This window comes from Cognatishimia sp. SS12 (genome assembly GCF_028369055.1).
Lineage (GTDB): Bacteria > Pseudomonadota > Alphaproteobacteria > Rhodobacterales > Rhodobacteraceae > Cognatishimia.
The window spans coordinates 126,213-148,112 of record NZ_JAQNCZ010000005.1 but is presented as its reverse complement, the minus strand read 5'-3'; the positions used below and the strand labels follow the sequence as shown (position 1 = coordinate 148,112).

General features: G+C 59.4%; 18 protein-coding genes. 7 read left to right on the top strand and 11 right to left on the bottom strand.

Going from position 1 to position 21,900, the window contains the following annotated elements; genetic code table 11:
* Positions 1 to 29: 29 nt before the first annotated feature.
* From phbB to N6L24_RS12310, 4 genes are all read right to left on the bottom strand, one after another.
* On the bottom strand, positions 30 to 755 hold the full coding sequence (gene phbB, locus N6L24_RS12325; RefSeq protein WP_271844988.1) for an acetoacetyl-CoA reductase: 726 nt from the start codon (positions 753 to 755) through the stop codon (positions 30 to 32).
* Between the two features lie 165 nt (positions 756 to 920).
* Entirely contained in the window at positions 921 to 2,099 is a 1,179-nt protein-coding gene (locus tag N6L24_RS12320) for an acetyl-CoA C-acetyltransferase (RefSeq protein WP_271844987.1), read from the bottom strand.
* 126 nt (positions 2,100 to 2,225) lie between these two features.
* Positions 2,226 to 3,074 carry an EAL domain-containing protein gene (locus tag N6L24_RS12315; RefSeq protein WP_271844986.1) on the bottom strand — a complete coding sequence of 283 codons (849 nt, stop codon included), beginning with the start codon at positions 3,072 to 3,074 and terminating at the stop codon, positions 2,226 to 2,228.
* A gap of 67 nt (positions 3,075 to 3,141) precedes the next feature.
* Positions 3,142 to 3,708 (bottom strand): TlpA family protein disulfide reductase, encoded by a 567-nt coding sequence (locus N6L24_RS12310; protein ID WP_271844985.1) that lies wholly within the window; start codon positions 3,706 to 3,708, stop codon positions 3,142 to 3,144.
* Positions 3,709 to 3,729: 21 nt separating this feature from the next.
* On the opposite strand from N6L24_RS12310, the gene argH reads away from it, so the two are divergent.
* The 4 genes from argH (at position 3,730) to N6L24_RS12290 (ending at position 9,298) form a co-directional block, all read left to right on the top strand.
* Positions 3,730 to 5,121: an argininosuccinate lyase gene (gene argH / locus N6L24_RS12305; RefSeq protein WP_271844984.1), complete on the top strand. Its 1,392-nt coding sequence runs from the start codon at positions 3,730 to 3,732 to the stop codon at positions 5,119 to 5,121.
* Positions 5,118 to 5,291 (top strand): hypothetical protein, encoded by a 174-nt coding sequence (locus tag N6L24_RS12300; RefSeq protein WP_271844983.1) that lies wholly within the window; start codon positions 5,118 to 5,120, stop codon positions 5,289 to 5,291. Before argH ends, N6L24_RS12300 begins: the two co-directional genes overlap by 4 nt.
* A 128-nt stretch (positions 5,292 to 5,419) precedes the next feature.
* A complete protein-coding gene (lysA, locus tag N6L24_RS12295) occupies positions 5,420 to 6,685 on the top strand; it encodes a diaminopimelate decarboxylase (RefSeq protein WP_271844982.1) in 1,266 nt (421 codons plus the stop codon).
* Between the two features lie 36 nt (positions 6,686 to 6,721).
* Complete coding sequence (locus N6L24_RS12290) at positions 6,722 to 9,298, top strand: TIGR02302 family protein (RefSeq protein WP_271844981.1); 2,577 nt, start codon at positions 6,722 to 6,724, stop codon at positions 9,296 to 9,298.
* 17 nt (positions 9,299 to 9,315) lie between these two features.
* On the opposite strand, the gene N6L24_RS12285 is transcribed toward N6L24_RS12290, so the two are convergent.
* Positions 9,316 to 10,464 (bottom strand): zinc-ribbon domain-containing protein, encoded by a 1,149-nt coding sequence (locus N6L24_RS12285; RefSeq protein WP_271844980.1) that lies wholly within the window; start codon positions 10,462 to 10,464, stop codon positions 9,316 to 9,318.
* A 146-nt stretch (positions 10,465 to 10,610) separates the two neighbouring features.
* On the opposite strand from N6L24_RS12285, the gene N6L24_RS12280 reads away from it, so the two are divergent.
* Genes N6L24_RS12280 through N6L24_RS12270 form a run of 3 tightly spaced genes read left to right on the top strand, consistent with a single transcriptional unit; the run spans position 10,611 to position 12,939 of the window.
* Entirely contained in the window at positions 10,611 to 11,288 is a 678-nt protein-coding gene (locus tag N6L24_RS12280) for a cell division ATP-binding protein FtsE (RefSeq protein WP_271844979.1), read from the top strand.
* Positions 11,285 to 12,190, top strand: a complete 906-nt coding sequence (locus tag N6L24_RS12275) for a cell division protein FtsX (protein ID WP_271844978.1) — start codon at positions 11,285 to 11,287, stop codon at positions 12,188 to 12,190. The genes N6L24_RS12280 and N6L24_RS12275 overlap by 4 nt, the downstream gene beginning before the upstream one ends.
* On the top strand, positions 12,187 to 12,939 hold the full coding sequence (locus tag N6L24_RS12270) for a lysophospholipid acyltransferase family protein (protein WP_271845201.1): 753 nt from the start codon (positions 12,187 to 12,189) through the stop codon (positions 12,937 to 12,939). The genes N6L24_RS12275 and N6L24_RS12270 overlap by 4 nt, the downstream gene beginning before the upstream one ends.
* A 249-nt stretch (positions 12,940 to 13,188) precedes the next feature.
* Here N6L24_RS12270 and lpdA read toward each other — a convergent pair whose 3' ends face one another.
* The 6 genes from lpdA to sucC form a co-directional block, all read right to left on the bottom strand.
* Positions 13,189 to 14,580, bottom strand: a complete 1,392-nt coding sequence (lpdA, locus tag N6L24_RS12265; protein ID WP_271844977.1) for a dihydrolipoyl dehydrogenase — start codon at positions 14,578 to 14,580, stop codon at positions 13,189 to 13,191.
* A gap of 70 nt (positions 14,581 to 14,650) precedes the next feature.
* Positions 14,651 to 15,037 (bottom strand): MAPEG family protein, encoded by a 387-nt coding sequence (locus N6L24_RS12260; protein ID WP_271844976.1) that lies wholly within the window; start codon positions 15,035 to 15,037, stop codon positions 14,651 to 14,653.
* Between the two features lie 110 nt (positions 15,038 to 15,147).
* A complete protein-coding gene (odhB, locus tag N6L24_RS12255; RefSeq protein WP_271844975.1) occupies positions 15,148 to 16,656 on the bottom strand; it encodes a 2-oxoglutarate dehydrogenase complex dihydrolipoyllysine-residue succinyltransferase in 1,509 nt (502 codons plus the stop codon).
* Between the two features lie 7 nt (positions 16,657 to 16,663).
* Positions 16,664 to 19,621 (bottom strand): 2-oxoglutarate dehydrogenase E1 component, encoded by a 2,958-nt coding sequence (locus tag N6L24_RS12250; RefSeq protein WP_271844974.1) that lies wholly within the window; start codon positions 19,619 to 19,621, stop codon positions 16,664 to 16,666.
* A gap of 93 nt (positions 19,622 to 19,714) precedes the next feature.
* Positions 19,715 to 20,596 (bottom strand): succinate--CoA ligase subunit alpha, encoded by an 882-nt coding sequence (gene sucD / locus N6L24_RS12245; RefSeq protein WP_271844973.1) that lies wholly within the window; start codon positions 20,594 to 20,596, stop codon positions 19,715 to 19,717.
* Positions 20,597 to 20,600: 4 nt separating this feature from the next.
* Positions 20,601 to 21,794: an ADP-forming succinate--CoA ligase subunit beta gene (gene sucC, locus N6L24_RS12240; RefSeq protein WP_271844972.1), complete on the bottom strand. Its 1,194-nt coding sequence runs from the start codon at positions 21,792 to 21,794 to the stop codon at positions 20,601 to 20,603.
* Positions 21,795 to 21,900: the final 106 nt, after the last annotated feature.

The window sequence follows — 21,900 nt, the reverse complement described above, 5'->3', positions numbered from 1 at the left end:
GACTGGCCCAAACTTTGTATGGGTGCAACTTATACGAAGAATTGCGCGCCGTTGGCCGAGATGGTCGAGCCATTGATAAAGCCGGAGTCGTCAGACGCCAGGAAAGTCACGCAACGCGCGATTTCTTCGGGCTCACCCAGGCGGCCTGCCGGAATCTGCGGGATGATCTTTTCGTTCAATACCGCCTCTGGGATGGCGCGGACCATTTCGGTGCCGATGTAGCCGGGGCAGATGGCGTTGGCGGTAATGCCAGCGCGGGCACCTTCTTGGGCCAGCGATTTCACGATGCCCAAGTCACCCGCCTTAGTGGCGGCATAGTTCACTTGACCGAACTGGCCCTTTTGCCCGTTGATCGACGAAATGACGATAACGCGACCAAATTTGCGCTCGCGCATGCCGGGCCAGACAGGGTGCACGGTGTTAAAGACGCCAGTCAGATTGGTATCGACAACCTCTTTCCACTGTTCTGGGCTCATCTTGTGGAAAGGCGCGTCGCGGGTGATGCCTGCATTGGCGACGACGACGTCAATCGGGCCAAGGTCTGCTTCGACCTGCGCGATGCCGGCCTTTGAGGCCTCATAGTCAGCAACGTTCCATTTGTAGGTCTTGATGCCGGTTGCCTCGGTGAAGGCGGCGGCCTTTTCATCGTTGCCCGCATAGGTGGCGGCTACGTCGTATCCTTCGGCTTTCAAGGCTTTGGAAATGGCCTCTCCGATGCCACGCGATCCACCGGTGACGAGTGCTACTTTGGCCATGGTCTTCCTCCAATTTGGCTTTGTCTTTGAGAAATTAAGTTACAAACGGATTCTGTGATGTGCAAGAAAATGACTTCGCGACGCCGCGATATCTGCATGGATCACAAACAAAAATGGGCACCCAAGACCGGGCGCCCAAAATCAATGTCATTCAGGCGCAGAGACTCAGGGGCGTTCGACGCACAGCGCCACACCCATGCCGCCACCGATGCACAGCGTTGCGAGGCCTTTTTTGGCGTCGCGGCGTTGCATTTCAAACAGCAGCGTGTTGAGCACGCGGCAGCCAGAGGCCCCAATCGGGTGGCCAATGGCAATCGCGCCACCGTTCACGTTGACGATATCCGGGTTCCAGCCCATTTCCTTGTTCACGGCACAGGCTTGTGCGGCAAAGGCTTCGTTGGCTTCAACCAGATCAAGGTCTGCGGCAGACCAGCCCGCTTTGTCCAGCGCCTTGCGCGAGGCGTGAATTGGACCCACGCCCATGATCGCCGGATCCAGACCCGCGGTTGCATAGGAGGCAATACGCGCCATTGGCGTGATGCCACGCGCTTGCGCATCTTCTTCGGACATCAGCAGAACAGCTGCCGCACCGTCGTTCAGGCCCGATGCATTCGCTGCAGTCACAGACCCGCCGTCGCGCACAAAGGCCGGGCGCAGTTTCTGCATGCTTTCGATCGTCGCGCCGTGGCGGATGTATTCATCCTTGTCCATCACGATATCGCCCTTGCGGGTTTTGATGGTGAAGGGCACGATCTCGTCCTGAAATTTGCCGGCCTTCTGGGCTTCTTCGGCTTTCAGTTGCGATGCCAGGGCGAATTCGTCCTGCTGTTCGCGCGAAATCTGCCATTTGTTGGCAACGTTTTCGGCGGTCTGACCCATGTGGTAGCCGTTGAACGCATCCCACAGGCCGTCGCGGATCATCGAGTCGATGAATTTCACGTCACCCATTTTATGCCCAGCACGCAGATGCGCGACATGGGGGGACAATGTCATGTTTTCCTGACCACCTGCGGCGACGACCTTGGCGTCACCCAGCATGATGTGCTGCGCCCCAAGGGTAACAGCCCGCAGGCCAGACCCGCAGACCTGGTTGATGCTCCACGCGGCGCTTTCTTGCGGCAGCCCGGCATTGATGTGCGCCTGGCGGGCCGGATTCTGGCCCTGGCCTGCTGTCAGAACTTGGCCGAGAATGGTTTCGGACACGTCAGATTTTTCGATACCGGCGCGTTCCACGATGGCTTCCAGTACGGCGGCGCCAAGATCATGGGCGGGTGTGTTCGCAAATGAGCCGCTAAAGCTGCCTACGCCTGTACGTGCCGCGGAGGCAATAACTACGTTCGTCATAATTTCATTCCTCTAAGGTGGTGAAGCGGCGGCCGTTTCAACACGGGGCCCCTCAATCCTCTTCCACTTGCGTCCTTAGCGGATTTGCCGCATTGCGGCAAGAATTTCAGCAAATAAAATTACAAATTATGCAGCGTTTTTGGAATTTTTGTTCTTTCCCCACGGGGGATTAACCGTCGGTGCGCCGAAAACAAATCCTTGCAGACAGTCAAACCCCAGATCGGCCAGGGTGCTTGCATCCTCCATCGTCTCCACCCGGGTTGCAACAGTGAAGATATCAAATTGGCGCGCAATAGAGGCCATGGCACCCGCCAGAACCTGATTTTCGTGATCAGTTTGGATATTGCGGGTGAATTGGCCGTCGATCTTGAGGATGTCAAAGAAGAATTCTTTGAAATACCGAAAAGAGGTCAGATCCGACGCATAGTCATCCAGCGCAAAGGCAATGCCTTTGGATTGCAATTCATCCATAAAATCCATCACAAGTTCGGGCACCTGCATTGCTGACGGTTCCGAAATTTCCAGGATCAGGCGGTTGGCAAGATCCGGGCGTTTGCGCAGGGCAGCGTCCAGAACCGTCATCCAGCGCCGATAACCGATCGAGCGTGCGGACATATTGATCGAGAGCCGCAGGTTTGATGTGCGCTCCAGCTCTTGCAGACCAAACTCAAGCGCCAAACAATCCAGTTTGCGGCCAATTTCCGTGTCGCTGACAGAGGACATGAAATCCTTGGCCGGAATAATCCGCCCGGTTTCATCCAAGACCCGCAGCAGCCCTTCGTAAAACGCGGGCTTCGTGGGGTCGTTGGCTTTCACGATGGGTTGAAAGGCCAGCATCACCTCTTTGTGGGCAATGGCATCACTGACCATATCAAGCGTGCTTTTGTCGCGTTTGGCGACCGCATACTCCAATGGATTGCTGCGCTGGGCCCTTTCCGCGCGCTTTTTCTGATCAGCATTTCCCCGACGTGCCATGCGCCCTACCTTATATGAACCCCGGGCAGTGTGCCCCGGCAGAGCTAAACGGCGGGTTAAGGCGTATTTAGGAAGGGGCGTCTTTGCCGATCAACGCGCGCAGCACCGCTTTGGCAGAGTCGCTGGCCCAATCGGCATCGCCGCGCAGACGTGCGATTTCCTGCCCTTCGGGGCTGAGAATCACGGTGGTCGGCAGCCCAAATACAGCCATCTCGCGGGCGACTTTTTGCTTGGGGTCCTGGTGGCGCGGCAGGTTGTCAACGTTGATTTCGGCCAGAAACTTCTTGATCGCAGGGGGCATGTTGCGCCCGGTGGCAAGGGTGACAACTTCAAACGTCTCGCCGCCCAATTCGGTCTGCAATGCCGACAGCATCGGCATTTCATGGCGGCATGGCGCGCACCAGGTGGCCCAGAAATTCAGCAGCACATATTTGCCCGCGTAATCCTGCAAGGTGGCCTCACTGCCATCTTCGTGCACAAAGGTCTGCGCTGAGATCGGGACAGGCTCCGGGTGGAACACCAGTTTTTTCATGTCCCCTTCGCGCAGGGCCTCTGCGGCTTTGATATCAGCGAACGCAACATTTGCGCTGAGCGCCAAGGCCATATAAAGCACGCTAAACCGTAACAGACGCATAGTTCCTCCGAAGGGCACGACATGACAGACAAATCCTCAAACCAGATGTGGGGCGGCCGCTTTGCCGCCGGACCGGACGCGATCATGGAAGCGATCAACGCTTCGATCGGGTACGACCGACGGATGGCGGCGCAGGATATCTCTGGCTCTCGGGCCCACGCAGCCATGTTGGCCAAGGCGGGCATTATTACGGATAAGGATGCCGAGGCGATTAGGGAAGGGCTGCTCACGGTCTTGTCAGAAATCGAGGGCGGATCGTTCAACTTTTCTGCAGCCCTTGAAGACATCCACATGAATGTCGAGGCGCGGCTGAAAGAGATCATTGGCGAACCGGCGGGCCGTCTGCACACAGGGCGTTCGCGCAACGATCAGGTGGCGACCGATTTCAAACTCTGGGTACGTGATCAGATTGATGCTGCCATCAGCGGCATTGAGGCGCTGATGCGCGCGCTGCTGGCCCAGGCCGAGGCGGGCGCTGATTGGGTCATGCCGGGCTTTACCCATCTGCAGACCGCCCAGCCGGTCACATGGGGCCACCATATGATGGCCTATGTCGAAATGCTGGCGCGGGATCGCAGCCGCTTTGAAGATGCGCGGAAACGTATGAACGAATCGCCCCTTGGCGCTGCGGCGCTGGCGGGCACCTCTTTCCCGATTGATCGCCACATGACCGCCGAGGCGCTGGGCTTTGATCGGCCATCGGCCAATTCGCTTGATGCGGTGTCGGATCGCGACTTTGCGCTCGACTTTTTGTCGGCCGCATCTATTTGCGCCATTCACCTCAGCCGCCTGTCCGAAGAGCTGGTGATTTGGTCTTCTGCGCAGTTCCGCTTTGTAACCCTGTCTGATCGCTTCTCCACCGGCAGCTCGATCATGCCGCAAAAGAAAAACCCGGATGCGGCAGAGTTGATCCGCGCCAAGATCGGGCGGATTTTTGGCGCGAACACCGCGCTGACCATTGTGATGAAAGGCCTGCCGCTGGCCTATTCCAAGGACATGCAGGAAGACAAAGAACAGACGTTTGATGCCGCCGACAGCCTGATGCTGGCGCTGGCCGCGATGGAAGGCATGGTCAAAGATATGTCCGCCAACCGCGACAGCCTTGAGGCGGCGGCAGGCAGCGGCTTTTCCACCGCCACTGATCTGGCTGACTGGCTGGTGCGCGCGCTGAACATGCCGTTCCGCGATGCGCACCATGTCACCGGCACGCTGGTGGCCATGGCGGAATCTCGCGGCTGTGATTTGCCCGATCTGTCACTAGAGGATATGAAATCAGTGCATGCCGAGATCACGGAAGAGGTCTTTGGCGTTCTGGGCGTGCATAATTCTGTTGCCTCGCGCGTGTCTTATGGCGGTACAGCCCCTGATCAAGTGCGCGCGCAGGTGGCCCGCTGGAAGGAAACCCTGGGATGAAACTGATCGGCCCGATCTTGGCTCTGGTGCTTTTGGCCGGCTGCGGCGTGGATGGCGCGCCGATCCGTCCCAGTGCGAATCTTGGCATTAATATTGGGCCCGGCGGCATTTCGCCTTCGGCCCGTGTCGGGGCAAGCCAGGGGCCGGTCTCCGTGGGCGTCAGCCTTTGAAGCAGACAAGCGCCGCGCACCGTCGCGGCGTTTTCGCTTATTAACGGGCCTCATAAGAACAACCATGATTGCCCTGACGGCATTCTGTGCCTAAAGAGGCCGGACAGTTTTGGCTAAGGCGGTGGATCATGGACCATTTTCTCTATCAAGATGGCGCGCTCTGCGCAGAGGACGTGCCGGTTGCGGAAATCGCAGCCCAGGTTGGCACGCCGTTTTACTGCTATTCCACCGCAACGCTTGAGCGGCACTTTCGTCTGTTTGACGAGGCGCTGGACGGGACCGATCACCTGGTCTGCTACGCGATGAAAGCGGCCAGCAACCAAGCGATCCTTAAAACACTCGCAGCGCTTGGTGCGGGGATGGATGTGGTCTCGGGCGGTGAATATGCCCGCGCCAAGGCTGCAGGTGTGCCGGGCGAGCGGATCGTTTTTTCCGGCGTTGGCAAAACGCATGAGGAAATCCATGCCGCGCTGAGCGGCGGTATTCGTCAGTTCAATGTAGAGTCCGAGCCAGAGATGGCGGTGATCAACGAGGTCGCGCTTTCGCTTGGAATGCGCGCGCCGATCACCGTGCGCGTCAATCCCAATGTCGACGCCAAAACCCACGCCAAAATCGCGACCGGAAAATCCGAGAACAAATTCGGCATCCCGATCAGCCGCGCGCGCGAGGTTTATGCCCATGCGGCCAGCCTGCCCGGGATCGAAGTTGTGGGCATTGATGTGCACATCGGCAGCCAGCTGACCCAGCTGGAGCCATTTAAGCTGGCCTATGAAAAGGTTGCAGAGCTGACCGAAGCCCTGCGCGCCGATGGGCATGACATCCGCCGTCTGGATCTGGGGGGCGGGCTTGGCATTCCTTATGAGCGCTCCAACACTGCGCCGCCACTGCCGGTGGAATACGGCCAGATGGTCAAAGAGACATTGGGGCATCTGGGCTGCGAGATTGAAATTGAACCTGGCCGTCTGATCGCGGGCAATGCCGGGATCATGGTCAGCAAGGTCATCTATGTCAAAGAGGGCGAGGATCGCCAATTCATGATTCTGGATGGCGCGATGAATGATCTGATCCGCCCGGCCATGTATGAGGCGCATCATGATATCGTGCCGGTGCAAGAGCCTGAACCGGGCGCAGCGCCGACCACCTATGATATCGTCGGGCCGGTCTGCGAAACCGGCGATACCTTTGCCAAAGGTCGCGCCATGCCCACCGTTGCCCCCGGTGATCTGGTCGCCTTCCGGTCCGCAGGGGCCTATGGTGCCGTCATGGCCAGCGAATACAACACCCGGCCGTTGATCCCCGAGGTTTTGGTGCATGGTGATCAATTCGCGGTTATCCGCCCACGACCGACCTTTGAAGAAATGATAAATCGCGATACCATCCCTGAGTGGCTTTAGGGCAATTCCGCCCATTCAGCCCAGAATCGGAGTAGCGTGACCCGTAAGGTTTCGCAAAGACGCCCATTTGATCGGCTGCGGCTGGTCCTGGCTGTGACGCAGCTGGGGCTGATCGCAGAACGTGGTCTGCGCGCGTTTTGGCCGCTTTGGTCGGTTGTCTTCTTGGCTGTTACCCTGGTTATGATGGGGCTGCACGATGCGGCCTCGGTCGAACTTGTTTGGACGGCCGCTTTGCTGTTTGGCGCGGCCATGCTCTGGGCCGTTTGGCGCGGGCTGCGCATGTTTGACTGGCCAAGCGGCGACGCGGCGCTACTGCGGCTGGACCAAACCCTGCCGGGCCGCCCGGTGCGCAGCTTGCAGGATACCCCGGCGATGGGGGGCGATGATTCCGGCAGTCAGGCGCTTTGGCGGGCGCATCAGGCACGTATGGCCGCCAAAGCCGCGGAGGCCAAGCCGGTTGCCCCTGATCTCGTGTTGTCGCGTCACGATCCTTTCGGGCTGCGTTATGTTGCCCTGTTGGGTTTGCTGATTGCGTTGCTGTTTGGCAGCGTCACGCGCGTTGGCAGCCTTGCTGAAATGACTCCCGGCACCGCGCCGGGTGGCCCGGTCGCCTCTTGGGAGGGCTGGGTAGAGCCGCCGGCCTACACCAGGTTGCCGACGCTTTATTTGAATGACCAGCCCGAAGGGGCGCTGACCTTGCCGGTGAACAGCCGCGTGATTCTGCGGCTTTATGGCGAGGTGGGTGCCTTGACCGTGGCCGAAACGGTTTCGGGTCGCACCGACGATATCCCAAGCGCTGCGGAGACCGCGCAGGATTTTTCCCTGCGTCAGGATGGTATGTTGGAAATTGCCGGCCCGGGTGGCCGCAACTGGACCATAGCGCTGACACCGGATACCGCGCCAGAAGTGGCCGAGGTGGGCCTGCCCGAAACCTCGGGCCGGGGCGAGATGAGCCTGCCGTTTGTCGCACGTGACGACTATGAGGTCATTGCCGGGCAGGCGACCGTGGCGCTGGATCTTGCGGCGGTGGACCGCCGCTATGGCCTTGCGGCTGCGCCAGAAGCGTCCAGCGCGATTGAGTTGCCTTTGCCGATGCCAATCAATGGCGATCGCGATTTTTTTGAAGAGACTTTGATTGAAGATTTCTCAGATCATGTCTGGGCGCATTTGCCGGTGCGCGTGACCCTGCAGGTTGAGGACGCCGCAGGGCAGAACAGCGCGCCTTATGTCATCCAAATCAACCTCCCGGCGCGGCGGTTCTTTGACCCGCTTGCCAATGCGCTGATCGAGCAGCGACGCGATCTTCTTTGGGCGCGCAGCAATGGCGTGCGGGTGGCGCAGATTATTCGGGCCATTGCACACCGTCCACAAGATGGCATTTTCCGCAAAGAGACTGATTATTTGCGGTTGCGCACCATCTTGCGCAGCCTTGAGGCGGGCAATGCTGCGGGACTGACCGTCGAAACCCGCGATCAGATTGCCAGCGAACTCTGGGATCTGGCGCTGAAGCTGGAAGAAGGCGATTTGAGCGACGCGATGGCCCGCATGCAGCGCGCGCAGGAACGCTTGGCGGAGGCGATGAAGAATGGTGCAAGCCCGGAAGAAATCGCTCGGCTGATGCAAGAGCTGCGCGAAGCGACGCAAGACTACATGCGCCAACTTGCACAGCAGCAGCGCAATGATCAGGACGGCGCGCCTGAGCAGGGCCAGCAGCAGGCCGAGAATTCGATGCAGCTGACACAAGATGATTTGCAGCGCATGATGGACCGCATTCAGGAACTGATGGAACAAGGCCGGATGGCCGAAGCGCAGCAGGCGCTCGAAGAGTTTCAGCGCATGATGGAAAACATGCGTGTCACCCAAGGCGGTCAGGGCCAGCAAAGCCCCGGTGAGCAAGCATTAAACGAACTGGGCGAAACCCTGCGGGAACAGCAAGGCTTGTCCGATCAGGCGTTCCGCCAGTTGCAGGAACAGTATAATCCGGGTGCGCAAAGCGGCCAGTCCTCAGAAAACGAGGGCTATAGTGGCGGTCAAGGGCGCGGCGAAGCGCATGAAGGCAGCGGTGGCGCTCAGGGTCAGGGCGAAGGCGACAATCAGAACCAATCTGGCGAAGGACAGGGCAGCGCTGGGGCGCTCTCAGATCGTCAGCAAGCCCTGCGCCGCGAAGTAGAACGACAGCGCGGCAATCTGCCGGGCCAAGGCACCCCCGAAGGTGATGCGGCGCGCGATGCGCTTGGCCGCGCCGAAGGGGCCATGGAAGGGGCCGAACAGGCGCTGCGCGACGACCGGCTGGCCGATGCGATCGACAAACAGGCCGAAGCAATGGAAGCGCTGCGCGAAGGCATGCGCTCTCTCGGGGAGGCGCTGGCGCAGAACCAAAACCCCCAGGGACAAGAGGGACAGGGCCAGGAACGCGCGGGCCTGTCGCGCGACCCGTTGGGGCGCGATCCGGGGGCGCAGGGGCTGACAGGCACGGACGAAGGGCTGTTGCAGGGCGAAGATATCTACCGACGGGCGCGCGATCTGCTGGATGAAATCCGTCGCCGCGCTGGCGAACAGGCACGCCCCGAACAAGAGCGCAACTATCTGCGCCGCTTGCTGGATCGTTTCTGATCAGATTTGACCGGGCCTTAGCTTTCCGCAGCGTCGGTTTGCGGGGCCATACTGTCCAGCCAAAGCATCAGATCGGTGACTTTGGCATCCAGCGCCAGACGCGCTTTGTTCACCGCCTCAATGTAAGAAATCACATAGCTTTCGGACTGCGGAAGCATATCAACCACGGTCTGTGGCTGCGTGTAGACGACGATGGCCACGGCCACGATCAGCAGCGCCAGCGCAAAGCCCAGCCGCCCACCGCGCGCGCGCATCTGGGTTGGCGTGGGGCGCCCATCGGGTTGTTCCAAAACGCTACGATCTTCGGTGGCGCGCAGTGTCGAGTTGATCTCTTCGATGTCCGGCAGCAGATCGCGCCGTGAATTGGCCGGGATCGGCGCGGCGGGTTTTTCCATCTCTTCAACGGATACGCCGCGCATGCGCGCCATGCGCTCTCGCGCCTGACGGGCACGGGTCTCTGCATCGGGATCTGGCGGATCAAGCCCAAGCTCCGGCTGACTTTCCAGGTTTCCGTCCTCAGCCCGGCGTGCCGCTTCCAGCGCGGCCTCTTCGCGCAAGACATCGGCGATGGCTGGGTCAAGCTCGCGGCGCTTTGGGGCTGTGCTCGGCTCGGCGGCGGCTTCCGGCGTTTGCGTGGCGGCAGGTTCTGCCGCATCCATTGCGTCTATATCCGCCTCAAGCTGCGCTTCGAAGTCGGGCAATTGGCTTGCGTGATCCGGCGCTGGCGGTTCCGGCATGACCTCAGCAGGGGGCTCCTCGGCGTCAAGGTCCAAAGAAACTGGCGCGCCCTCGCGGTCCGCGCGGGCACGCTGCACGGCGGCTTTTACCGCTGCGGCCAAAGCAGCATCGTTCTCGGCGCTCTCGGGTGTTTTGTCAGACGGCGCGGCGGCGTCTTGCGCACCCTCTTCTGGATCAGCCTCTGCATCCGGTGCGCCGGCGTCAGAGGTGTCGTCTTCGCCGTTCTCTAGGGGGGCGTCGTCGACCTCGGGCGTCCAGGTGACATCTGTGTCAAAATCATCTGTGTCCGCGTCCGTAGGTTCGGCGCTGGCGTGGGCTTGAAACCACGTATTGGAGCAGTTGGAACACTGCACATCCCGCCCGTCGGCTGGAATCACATCTTCGGGCACCTCATACTGAGCGTCGCAATTCGGGCATGTCAGCCGCATTGATCCCCCAAACCCCTGTTATTCCAGAACCTATCCACAACATATTGTGTATCACCCATGTAGGAAAGTGCAAAGCTGGTTCGCTCTGCATTGCAACCGAAGCGATGCTGCGGCACAACAGGGCAAACTGAGATTGGGGCCCTTCTGTGATTGAGTTGGATAACATAGCCTACAGCTATGGCGGTGGCGAATTGCTGAGCGAGATTTCCCTCTCGATCCAGCCGGGCGATTTCTATTTTTTGACCGGCCCTTCGGGTGCGGGCAAGACCACTTTTTTGAAACTCTGCTATGGTGAGCTGACGCCAACATCCGGGCATGCCAAGCTGTTTGGTCAGGATGTGCGCGGCATGAGCCGCGATGATCATGCCACCACGCGCCGGCGTATTGGCGTGGTGCATCAGGATTGTGCCTTTCTTGATCATCTGCCGCTGTCAGACAATGTGGCGCTGCCGCTGACCGTATCGGGACGCGACGATCTGGATCAGGTCGCCAACCTCAAAGAACTTTTGGCCTGGGTTGGGCTGAAGGAACGGGCCCATGCCTTGCCGCCAGAGCTTTCGGGTGGCGAACGCCAGCGCGCGGCCTTGGCGCGCGCGGTGATCATGTCGCCGGATGTGGTACTGGCGGATGAGCCGACGGGCAACGTGGATTGGGATATGTCGCAACGGCTTTTGCAGTTGTTGGTGGAGCTGAACAAGATGGGCAAAGCCGTGGTCATCGCCACCCACGACATGAACCTTATTCGCGCCGCTAAATCCAAGGTGCAGGCGCGGGTGCTGCGCATCGCCAATCGGCATGTGCAATTGGCGGGGGCGGATCTGTGAAGGCGCTGCTGTCTGATATCTCCGCTGTATTTGTGGGCGACGCACAGGCCGATCGCGTGGTGCCGCCCACTGGATTCACCGCGCGCCTGACCTTATTCGCGGCCGGCGCTATGGCCTTTCTGGCCGTTTTTGCGCTGGCGCTTTCGATGGCCTCTGGTCGGTTGGCGCAGCGGTGGGGCGATGAACTTGCGCAAAGCTCGACGCTGCGCATTTCTGCGCCGGTCGAGCAACGCGATGCCCAGACCGCAGCCGCGCTCAGGGTGCTGGAAACCACACCGGGCATCGCCGCAGCACGGGCGCTCAGCGATGCCGAGCAGCGCGCGCTTCTGGCCCCGTGGTTCGGGCCGGATCTGCCGGTGGAAAACCTGCCGATTCCGCAGCTGATTGCGATCGAAGAAACCGAGGCGGGCTATGATGCTGATGGGCTGCGGTTGCGCCTGCAGGCCGAAGTGCCGGGGGCCATTCTTGATGACCACACCCGCTGGCGCAAACCGCTGCAGCAGGCCGCCGGGCGTCTGCGTCTGCTCGGCGGATTGGCGATCGTGCTGATTGCCGCAGTCACCGCCGCGATGATCACCTTGGCCGCCAACGCCGCATTGGCCGCCAATGCCAAGATCATTTCGGTGCTGCGCCTTGTCGGCGCGCGCGACAGCTATATTGCCAAGGCCTTTGTGCGCCGCTTTACCCTGCGCGCGTTCCTAGGGGCCGCAGGGGGCACGGTGCTGGGGGTTGGCGCTGTGCTGCTTTTGCCCGCCGCGCAAGACCAGGGTGGCTTTCTGACCGGTCTTGGTTTTCAGGGGCTATCGGCCCTCTGGCTGGTTCTGGTGCCGCTTTTGGCCGCGATTGTTGCCTTTGTTGCCACGGGTGCGGCCGCGCGGCGCACCTTGTCGGAGTTGCGCTGATGTTAACGCTTCAATGGATCCGGTCGCTGGTTTTCATCATCCAGATGTATGTGATGATGTTGCTGATGGGGCTGTTTTTCTTCATCCCGGCGCTGCTGAGCAGACGTGCCGCGATATTTGGCATGCGCAGCTACTGCGCCTGGGTGCGCTGGACGCTGTCTTGGATGGTGGGGTTGACCACTGAGGTGCGCGGCCCGGTGCCGGAGGGCGCGGTGCTGATTGCGGCCAAACACCAATCCTTTCTTGATATCATCCTCTTGATGGGCAGCCTCCCTTCCGGGCGCTTCATCATGAAGCGCGAGCTGATGTATGCGCCGATCTTGGGCCAATATGCCCTGCGCATCGGCTGCGTTCCGGTCAATCGTGGCAAGCGCGGAAAGGCGATCAAGAAAATGGCAGAAGATGTGCGGCGCGGGGCGACGACACCGGGGCAGCTCATCATCTATCCGCAGGGCACGCGCATCGCGCCGGGGGTGAAAGCGCCCTACAAGGTGGGCACCTTTGTGCTTTATGATCAGCTGCAACAACCCTGTGTTCCGGCGGCCACCAATGTCGGGGTCTTTTGGCCCAAACGCGGCATCTTGCGCAAGCCGGGCCATGCGGTGATGGAGTTTTTGCCCCCTCTTGCACCGGGGCTCGATCAGGCCAGCTTTATGTCCCAGATCGAAGACGTTGTGGAACGTAACTCAAACGCGCTGATGCGCGAGGCGGGGTTTGATCCGGAGGCTTCGGCGCGTACCCCTGCCTAAGCACGGCAATGTGATCAGGCGTCACAAGCAATTTGCCCCTTTGCACCTATGTTAAAGCTATCGCATCCCGATTGCGACGATATGGACGAGTTGCACGTCCAAGCGGGGTGGCAGTTGCACTGAGCAATGTGCTCAACCCCCTGCCATCCCGCGCCGCGCGTCTGACTTACCTCCGCGCGCTTGACTTACCTCCAAAGGAAAAGGCAGCCCCGGATGGGACTGCCTTTTTGACTTTCTGAGATCGGCCGATCAAGCGTGGATCGAGCCATCGCCGCAGGCCAGCGCTGCTTCGCGCATGGCTTCGGAATAGGTGGGGTGGGCATGGCAGGTCAGGGCCACGTCTTGAGCAGAGGCCCCAAATTCCATCGCAACACAGATCTCGTGGATCATGTCGCCTGCGGCTGGGCCGATGATGGCCGCCCCCAATACGCGATCGGTTTCGGCATCTGCGATCAGCTTTACAAACCCATCCGCTTGGCCGATGGCCTTGGCGCGGGCGTTGCCCATGAACGAGAATTTGCCAACCTTGATCTTGCGACCCTCGGCTTTCAGCGCGTCCTCGGTCTGTCCCACTGTGGCCACCTCTGGGGTGGTGTAAACCACGCCGGGGATGACGCCATAGTTCACATGGCCATGTTTGCCGGCCAGAACTTCGGCGACGGCCATGCCCTCGTCTTCGGCTTTATGCGCCAGCATCGGGCCTTCGATCACATCGCCGATGGCATAGATGCCGGGCACATTGGTGGCCCAGTGGTTGTCGACGGCGATCTGGCCACGTTCGGTCATTTTGATGCCGAGTGCATCCAGACCCAGACCCTCGGAATAGGGTTTGCGACCGGTCGCAACCAGAACCACATCCGCGTCCAGCACCTCTTCGGCATCCGGGGATTTCTTCAGCGCATATTTGACCTTGGCTTTGGTCTTGGTGGCCTCAACGCCAGAGACAGCCGCGCCCATGATGAATTTGAGGCCCTGTTTTTCCAGAATACGCTTGAAGGTGCGCTGCACGTCCTTGTCCATGCCGGGGCAGACCGCGTCCATATATTCAACAACGGTCACTTCAGAGCCGAGGCGCTGATAGACAGAGCCAAGCTCTAGCCCGATCACGCCTGCGCCGATCACAACCATTTTCTTAGGCACTTTGCCCAGCTCAAGCGCGCCAGTGGATGTCACGACGACTTTCTCGTCGATCTCAACACCGGGCAGGGAGGAGGGCACAGAACCAGAGGCAATGACAATGTTCTTGGTCTCATAGGTGGTGTCGCCCACCGTGACCTTGCCCGTCGCCGGGATCGAGCCATAGCCTTTGATCCAGTCGATCTTGTTCTTTTTCATCAAGAACTCAACACCACTGGTGTTCTGGCCCACGACCTCGTCTTTGTAAGACTTCATCTGGGTCCAATCGACAGACTGGGTTTTGCCCTTCAGGCCCATATTGGCAAAGTTATGCTCAGCTTCGTGCAGCATATGCGTTGCGTGCAGCAATGCCTTGGACGGGATACAGCCCACGTTCAAGCAGGTGCCGCCAAGGGTCTCGCGGCCTTCCACGATGGCGGTTTTCAGGCCCAGCTGGGCGCAGCGGATCGCGGAGACATAGCCGCCGGGGCCTGCACCGATGATGATGACGTCATATTGGGACATATAGATTGGTCCTTTTTAAGTGGCGACAGTGCGGCTTTGGATAGGTGTAAACGCCGCGCGCGCCCGGAAATCAGAGTGCGAGAAGGTAAAGCAGCCCCGTGCTGAGAAGCCCAGTGACAAACGCGAGGGTACGGATGGTTGGAATGCCCATGACATAGCAGATCACATAGATCACGCGGGTAATCAGATAGACCCATGCCGCGGCCAATGTCGTGCCGGTGAACCCATCGGTGACCGCAAGGATCAGAATGGCCGGTGCGAAAAGAGCAAGACCAATCGCGCAATTCAGAACAGCCCGTTCCGAACGGCCAGCCATACCAGTTTTCTCGCGCTTCTCATCGCGCGGCGAGCGCATGTAGGCGTCGCCAAGCTGCGCAATCGACAGGCCGGTTTCAAAAAAGATCACAAGGATGATCAGCAGCCCGCTGAGGGCGAGTACGGTCAGTTCTCCGGTCATAGCGAGACTCCTAACTCTTTGAATCCAATGGTTGCGATTTGCGGGGGAGGAAGGCGGGCCGGGCCCGCCTTGCAAAATGTTTTGAGCCGAGCTTTAGCCCAGCACTGAGATTACAGATCCATCAACAGGCGGCGTGGATCTTCCAGCGCTTCTTTCACGCGCACAAGGAAGGTCACCGCGCCTTTGCCGTCCACGATACGGTGGTCATATGACAGCGCCAGATACATCATCGGGCGGATTTCCACCTTGCCGTTGATCGCCATCGGCCGGTCCTGAATTTTATGCATCCCCAGAATACCGGACTGCGGCGGGTTCAAGATTGGCGAGGACATCAGCGAGCCATAGACGCCACCGTTAGAGATGGTGAAGGAGCCGCCCTGCATTTCCGCCATCGACAATTTGCCGTCACGCGCGCGTTTGCCTTTTTCGGCGATGGCTTTTTCGATGTCTGCAAAACCCATCTGGTCCGCGTCGCGGATCACGGGAACCACCAGACCTGTTGGTGTGCCGGCGGCGATGCCCATGTGCACGTAGTTTTTATAGACGATGTCGGTGCCGTCGATTTCGGCGTTGACCTCGGGCACTTCTTTCAGCGCATGCACGCAGGCCTTGGTGAAGAAGGACATAAAGCCAAGCTTCACGCCGTGTTTCTTCAGGAACAGGTCTTTGTATTCGTTGCGCAGGGCCATCACCTCGGTCATGTCGACCTCGTTATAGGTGGTCAGCATCGCGGCGGTGTTCTGCGAATCTTTCAGACGTTTCGCGATGGTCTGGCGCAGGCGGGTCATTTTCACCCGTTCTTCGCGGGAGGCATCTTCGGCAGAGACAGGCGCGCGCGGTGCGGCCGTCGCTGCTGGGGCTGGCGCGGCCGCTGGGGCCAGCGCGGCTTTCAGCACGTCTTCTTTCATGATGCGACCGTCACGCCCGCTGCCCTGGACCTGATCGGCGCTCAGGCCTTTTTCGGCCATCAGCTTGTTGGCCGACGGCGCGTTTTCAACGTCTTTGCTGGTGCTGGCTGCCGCCGGAGCCGCCTGCGCAGCAGGTGCAGCAGAGGCTGAGGCTGCCGCGCCATCAGTTGTCGAGAGAACCGCCAGCTTGGCTGTGGCATCCACCGTTGCACCTTCTGCGGCGATGATTTCGGTCAGCACGCCAGCGGCAGGGGCGGGCACCTCAACCGACACTTTGTCAGTTTCCAGCTCGCAGAGCATTTCGTCCGCAGCCACGCTGTCGCCAACGGCCTTGAACCAAGTTGATACCGTCGCTTCGGTCACGGATTCGCCCAGGGTGGGCACCATCACGTCAACGGTCTCGCCGCCAGAGGCCGCCGGGGCCGGCGCTGCGTCGGCTTTCTTTTCTGCCGCAGGGGCAGGGGCCGCGCCTTCGCCAGCGACGATGGTCGCCAGCAGGGCATCCACACCCACGGTGTCCCCTTCGGCGGCGACAATCTCGCCCATGGTGCCAGCAGCGGGCGCAGGCACTTCGACTGTCACTTTGTCTGTTTCCAGCTCGCAGAGCATTTCATCAACGGCAACAGCGTCACCGGGTTTCTTGAACCAAGTCGCCACTGTGGCCTCGGTCACGCTTTCGCCCAGAGTAGGGACGCGTACTTCAGTCGTCATTCTTCAATTACCCTTCAATGGTAAGCGCGTCATTCACGAGCGCTGCTTGTTGAGCTTTGTGTTGGCTGGCCAGCCCGGTTGCGGGCGACGCAGATGCGGCGCGGCCGACATAGACCGGACGGGTGTGTTTCGCATCGATCCGGCCCAGAACCCATTCGATATTCGGCTCGATGAAGGTCCAGCCGCCTTGGTTCTTTGGCTCTTCCTGACACCAGACCATTTCAGCGCCTTTGAAACGCTCCAACTCTTTCACCAAAGAGATCGCCGGGAACGGATAGAATTGCTCGATCCGCAGCAGGTAGATGTCGTCGATGCCGCGCGCATCACGTTCTTCGAGCAGATCGTAATAGACCTTGCCCGAACACATGACCACACGCTTGATCTTGTCATCCGCCGCCAGTTTGGTGGTGCTGTTGCCGTGCTGGGCGTCATCCCACAGCACGCGGTGGAAGCTGGAGCCTTCAAGGAACTCTTCGGCTTTGGACACCGCAAGCTTGTGGCGCAGCAAGGATTTTGGCGTCATCAAGATCAGCGGTTTGCGGAAGCTGCGGTGCAGCTGACGGCGCAGGATGTGGAAGTAGTTCGCCGGTGTCGTGCAATTGGCCACGATCCAGTTGTCGCCGCCACACATCTGCAAGAACCGCTCAAGACGAGCAGAGCTGTGCTCTGGTCCTTGACCTTCAAAGCCATGTGGCAGCAGTACGGTCAGACCGGACATGCGCAGCCACTTGCTTTCGCCAGAGCTGATGAACTGGTCAAACATGATCTGCGCGCCATTGGCAAAATCGCCAAACTGGGCTTCCCACAGGGTCAGCGCATTTGGTTCGGCCAGCGAATAGCCATATTCAAAACCCAGCACCGCATATTCGGACAGGGCAGAGTCGATCACCTCATATTGCGCCTGGCCGCTGCGAATATTGTTGAGCGGGTAATAGCGTTTTTCGGTGTTCTGGTTGACGATGCCGGAGTGGCGCTGCGAGAAGGTGCCGCGTGTCGCGTCTTGTCCCGCAAGGCGGACAGGGTACCCCTCGGTCAGCAGCGAGCCGAAAGCCAGCGCTTCGCCGGTGGCCCAGTCGATATTTTCGCCGCTCTCAAACATCTTGGCGCGCGCGTCCAAAAGACGGCCGACCGTTTTATGGATCGGATAGCCCTCAGGAACACTCGACAGCGACTTGCCTACGTCGTCAAAGGTCTCGCGTTTGATGGCGGTTTCGCCGCGCTGATAGTCTTCGTCCTGACGATCCAGATGCGACCATTTCCCATCCAGCCAGTCGGCTTTGTTGGGCTTGAATTCCTTGCCCGCTTCGAACTCTTCGTTCATCCGGGCCTGGAATGCGGCTTTCATATCCTCGATTTCGCCTTCAGGGATCAGACCGTCTTTGACCAGACGCTCGGTATAAAGGCTCAGCGTGGTTTTGTGACCTTTGATCTTCTTGTACATCACCGGGTTGGTGAACATCGGCTCATCGCCTTCGTTATGCCCAAAGCGGCGGTAGCAGAAGATATCCAGAACAACGTCTTTCTGGAATTTCTGGCGGAATTCTGTTGCCACTTTGGCCGCGTGTACCACGGCCTCCGGGTCATCGCCGTTCACGTGGAAAATCGGCGCCTCGACAACCAGGGCGTTGTCGGTGGGATAGGGGGATGAGCGCGAGAAGTGCGGCGCGGTTGTGAAACCAATTTGGTTGTTCACAACGATATGCATGGTGCCGCCAGTCTTATGGCCGCGCAGGCCCGACAAGGCGAAACATTCTGCCACAACACCCTGACCCGCAAAGGCCGCATCGCCGTGCAGCAGGATCGGCAGAACCTGCGTGCGCTCTTTGTCGCCCAGCTGGTCCTGCTTGGCGCGGACCTTGCCGAGGACAACTGGGTTCACCGCCTCAAGGTGGCTTGGGTTGGCGGTCAGTGACAGGTGCACGCTGTTGCCATCAAATTCACGGTCAGAGGAGGCCCCGAGGTGATATTTCACATCGCCAGAACCATCGACATCTTCGGGTTTGAAGGAGCCGCCTTGGAATTCGTTAAAGATCGCCTTGTACGGCTTTTGCATCACATTTGCCAAAACCGACAGGCGGCCGCGGTGCGGCATGCCGATCACGATGTCACGGACACCCAGCGCGCCGCCGCGCTTAATGATCTGTTCCATCGCCGGAATCAAGCTTTCGCCGCCATCCAGACCAAAACGCTTGGTGCCCATGTATTTCACATGCAGGAACTTCTCAAAGCCCTCAGCCTCGACCATTTTGTTCAGAATTGCTTTACGACCTTCGCGGGTAAAGGTGATTTCTTTGTCATACCCTTCGATGCGTTCTTTCAGCCAGCTCGCTTCTTCGGGGTTGGAAATATGCATGTATTGCATCGCGAAGGTGCCGCAATAGGTGCGGCGCACGATCTCAAGGATCTGGCGCATGGTTGCGATCTGCAGACCAAGCACATTGTCGATAAAGATCGGGCGATCCATGTCTGCGCCCGCAAAGCCGTAAGAGGCTGGATCCAGTTCGGGGTGCGGGGTCTGATCGCGCATGCCCAGCGGATCAAGATCCGCAACCAGATGGCCGCGAATACGATAGGCACGGATCAGCATCAGGGCGCGGATCGAATCCAGCACCGCCTGTTTCACGGCCTCATCAGACACCTCAACGCCTTTTTCAGCGGCCTTGGCTTTGATCTTGTCGCCTGCGGCTTTGCTCTCGGGCTCGGCTGGCCATTCGCCCGTCAGCGCGCCGGTCAGCTCATCTGCAGGTACGGGCGGCCAGTCGCCGCGCGCCCAGCTTGGGCCGGTGGCCTCTGCTTTGACGTCCAGCTCGGCGTCGCCAAGTTGTTTGAAGAACTCCTGCCAGACCTCGTCCACAGCTTTCGGGTCATTCGCGTAGCGCGCGTAAAGCTGTTCAAGGTATTCCGCGTTATGCCCCTGCATAAAGCTGGAGGCGTGAAAAACGGTGTTGGGCGATTGGTCGGTCATGGAAACTCCGCGCCGCTGGTTACAAATCGATGCGGTAACGTGACCGCAGTGTCACAAGAGGGGCCGGTTGGCCCCTCTCTTTGGTTTCAGCTATCAGCCGATGGCTTTCAGGACCGCTTCGCCCAGACCTGCCGGGCTGTCAGCAACGACAATGCCTGCAGATTTCATGGCTTCGATCTTGTCCTCTGCGCCACCTTTGCCGCCCGCGACAATCGCGCCGGCGTGGCCCATGCGGCGGCCCGGAGGGGCCGTACGGCCAGCAATGAAGCCAGCAGTTGGTTTCCAACGGCCCTTCTTCTTTTGCTCTTTCAGGAATTCTGCGGCTTCTTCTTCCGCAGAGCCACCGATTTCACCGATCATGATGATGGATTGGGTTTCGTCGTCATCCAGGAACATGTCCAAAACGTCGATGTGCTCTGTGCCTTTGATCGGGTCGCCACCGATGCCCACAGCTGTGGACTGGCCCAGGCCGATGTCTGCGGTTTGTTTCACCGCTTCATAGGTCAATGTACCGGAACGGGACACAACACCCACAGAGCCACGCTTGTGGATGTGGCCCGGCATAATGCCGATTTTGCAGGCGTCTGGGGTGATGATGCCCGGGCAGTTTGGGCCGATCAGGCGCGATTTGCTGTCCACCAGCGCGCGTTTCACCGCCATCATGTCCAAGACAGGGATGCCTTCGGTAATGCAGATGATCAGCTCCATCTCGGCGTCGATGGCTTCCAGAATGGAATCCGCCGCGAAGGGAGGAGGCACATAGATCACCGAGGCGTTGGCTTCGGTTTTTGCCTTGGCTTCGTGCACGGAGTTAAAGACCGGCAGGCCCAGATGCTCCTGACCGCCTTTGCCCGGCGTTACGCCGCCGACCATTTTGGTGCCGTAAGCAATCGCTTGTTCGGTGTGGAATGTCCCCTGCGAGCCGGTCAGGCCCTGACAGATGACTTTGGTATTTTCGTCAACGAGAATGGCCATGTTATTATCCTTTCACCGCTTTCACGATCTTTTCAGCACCGTCGGACAGGTTGTCCGCCGCGATGACGTCAAGGCCGGAGTTGTTGATGATGTCTTTGCCGGCTTCCACGTTGGTGCCTTCCAGGCGCACAACCAGGGGCACTTGCAGGCCAACCTCTTTCACGGCGGCCACAACGCCCTCTGCGATCACGTCGCAGCGCATGATGCCACCAAAGATGTTCACCAAGATGCCTTTGACGTTCGGGTCAGAGGTGATGATTTTGAACGCTTCGGTTACTTTTTCTTTGCTTGCGCCGCCGCCCACATCGAGGAAGTTGGCAGGCTCAGCACCGTAGAGTTTGATGATGTCCATTGTGGCCATCGCCAGACCCGCGCCGTTTACCATGCAGCCGATTTCACCATCCAGAGCGATGTAGTTGAGGTCGTATTTCGACGCTTCCAGCTCTTTGGGGTCTTCTTCGGTTTCGTCGCGCAGCTCGGCGACGTCGGCGTGGCGATAGACAGCGTTGCCGTCAAAGCCCAGCTTGGCGTCCAGCACCTTCAGATCACCTGAATCAGTCACGATCAGCGGGTTAATTTCCAGCATCTCCATGTCTTTTTCGATGAAGGCTTTGTAAAGCTGACCCATCAGTTTCACACATTGCTTCACCTGCGCGCCTTTAAGGCCGAGAGAGAAGGCGATGCGGCGGCCGTGATACGGCTGATAGCCGGTGGCCGGATCAACAGAGAAAGACAGGATCTTTTCTGGGGTCGCTTCCGCCACTTCTTCGATGTCCATGCCGCCCTCGGTGGAGCAGACAAACGACACGCGAGAGGTCTGGCGATCCACCAGCAGCGCGAGATAGAGTTCGGTTTCGATGCCGGAGCCCGCTTCGATGTAGATGCGGTTGACTTGCTTGCCCGCCGGGCCGGTCTGGTGAGTCACCAGCGTGCGGCCGAGCATTTTTTTGGCTTCTTGCGCGGCTTCTTCAACGGATTTGGTCAGACGTACGCCGCCTTTTTCGCCGGCATCCGCTTCCTTAAAGGAACCTTTGCCGCGACCACCCGCGTGGATCTGCGCCTTGACCACCCAGAGTGGGCCGTCCAATTCGCTGGCTGCGTTCTTGGCGTCTTCGGCCTTCAGGACAACGCGCCCTTCGGAAACCGGGGCACCATATGTGCGAAGCAAAGCCTTCGCTTGGTATTCATGGATGTTCATGAATCTATCCCATATTGCTACGATTGGGACAGGTATAGGCACAGTTGCCTAATAAAACTAAGTGGTTTTTGGCGATTTAGAGAAAAAAGCGAATTTTGTGATCACA

What these genes read in the sequence shown, in the direction of transcription:
- sucC (WP_271844972.1), bottom strand. Translation starts at nt 21,794, where the DNA reads ATGAACATCCATGAATACCAAGCGAAGGCTTTGCTTCGCACATATGGT.
- N6L24_RS12250 (WP_271844974.1), bottom strand. Translation starts at nt 19,621, where the DNA reads ATGACCGACCAATCGCCCAACACCGTTTTTCACGCCTCCAGCTTTATG.
- lysA (WP_271844982.1), top strand. Translation starts at nt 5,420, where the DNA reads ATGGACCATTTTCTCTATCAAGATGGCGCGCTCTGCGCAGAGGACGTG.
- N6L24_RS12320 (WP_271844987.1), bottom strand. Translation starts at nt 2,099, where the DNA reads ATGACGAACGTAGTTATTGCCTCCGCGGCACGTACAGGCGTAGGCAGC.
- odhB (WP_271844975.1), bottom strand. Translation starts at nt 16,656, where the DNA reads ATGACGACTGAAGTACGCGTCCCTACTCTGGGCGAAAGCGTGACCGAG.
- N6L24_RS12310 (WP_271844985.1), bottom strand. Translation starts at nt 3,708, where the DNA reads ATGCGTCTGTTACGGTTTAGCGTGCTTTATATGGCCTTGGCGCTCAGC.
- lpdA (WP_271844977.1), bottom strand. Translation starts at nt 14,580, where the DNA reads ATGTCCCAATATGACGTCATCATCATCGGTGCAGGCCCCGGCGGCTAT.
- N6L24_RS12315 (WP_271844986.1), bottom strand. Translation starts at nt 3,074, where the DNA reads ATGGCACGTCGGGGAAATGCTGATCAGAAAAAGCGCGCGGAAAGGGCC.
- phbB (WP_271844988.1), bottom strand. Translation starts at nt 755, where the DNA reads ATGGCCAAAGTAGCACTCGTCACCGGTGGATCGCGTGGCATCGGAGAG.
- argH (WP_271844984.1), top strand. Translation starts at nt 3,730, where the DNA reads ATGACAGACAAATCCTCAAACCAGATGTGGGGCGGCCGCTTTGCCGCC.
- N6L24_RS12260 (WP_271844976.1), bottom strand. Translation starts at nt 15,037, where the DNA reads ATGACCGGAGAACTGACCGTACTCGCCCTCAGCGGGCTGCTGATCATC.
- sucD (WP_271844973.1), bottom strand. Translation starts at nt 20,596, where the DNA reads ATGGCCATTCTCGTTGACGAAAATACCAAAGTCATCTGTCAGGGCCTG.
- N6L24_RS12285 (WP_271844980.1), bottom strand. Translation starts at nt 10,464, where the DNA reads ATGCGGCTGACATGCCCGAATTGCGACGCTCAGTATGAGGTGCCCGAA.
- N6L24_RS12300 (WP_271844983.1), top strand. Translation starts at nt 5,118, where the DNA reads ATGAAACTGATCGGCCCGATCTTGGCTCTGGTGCTTTTGGCCGGCTGC.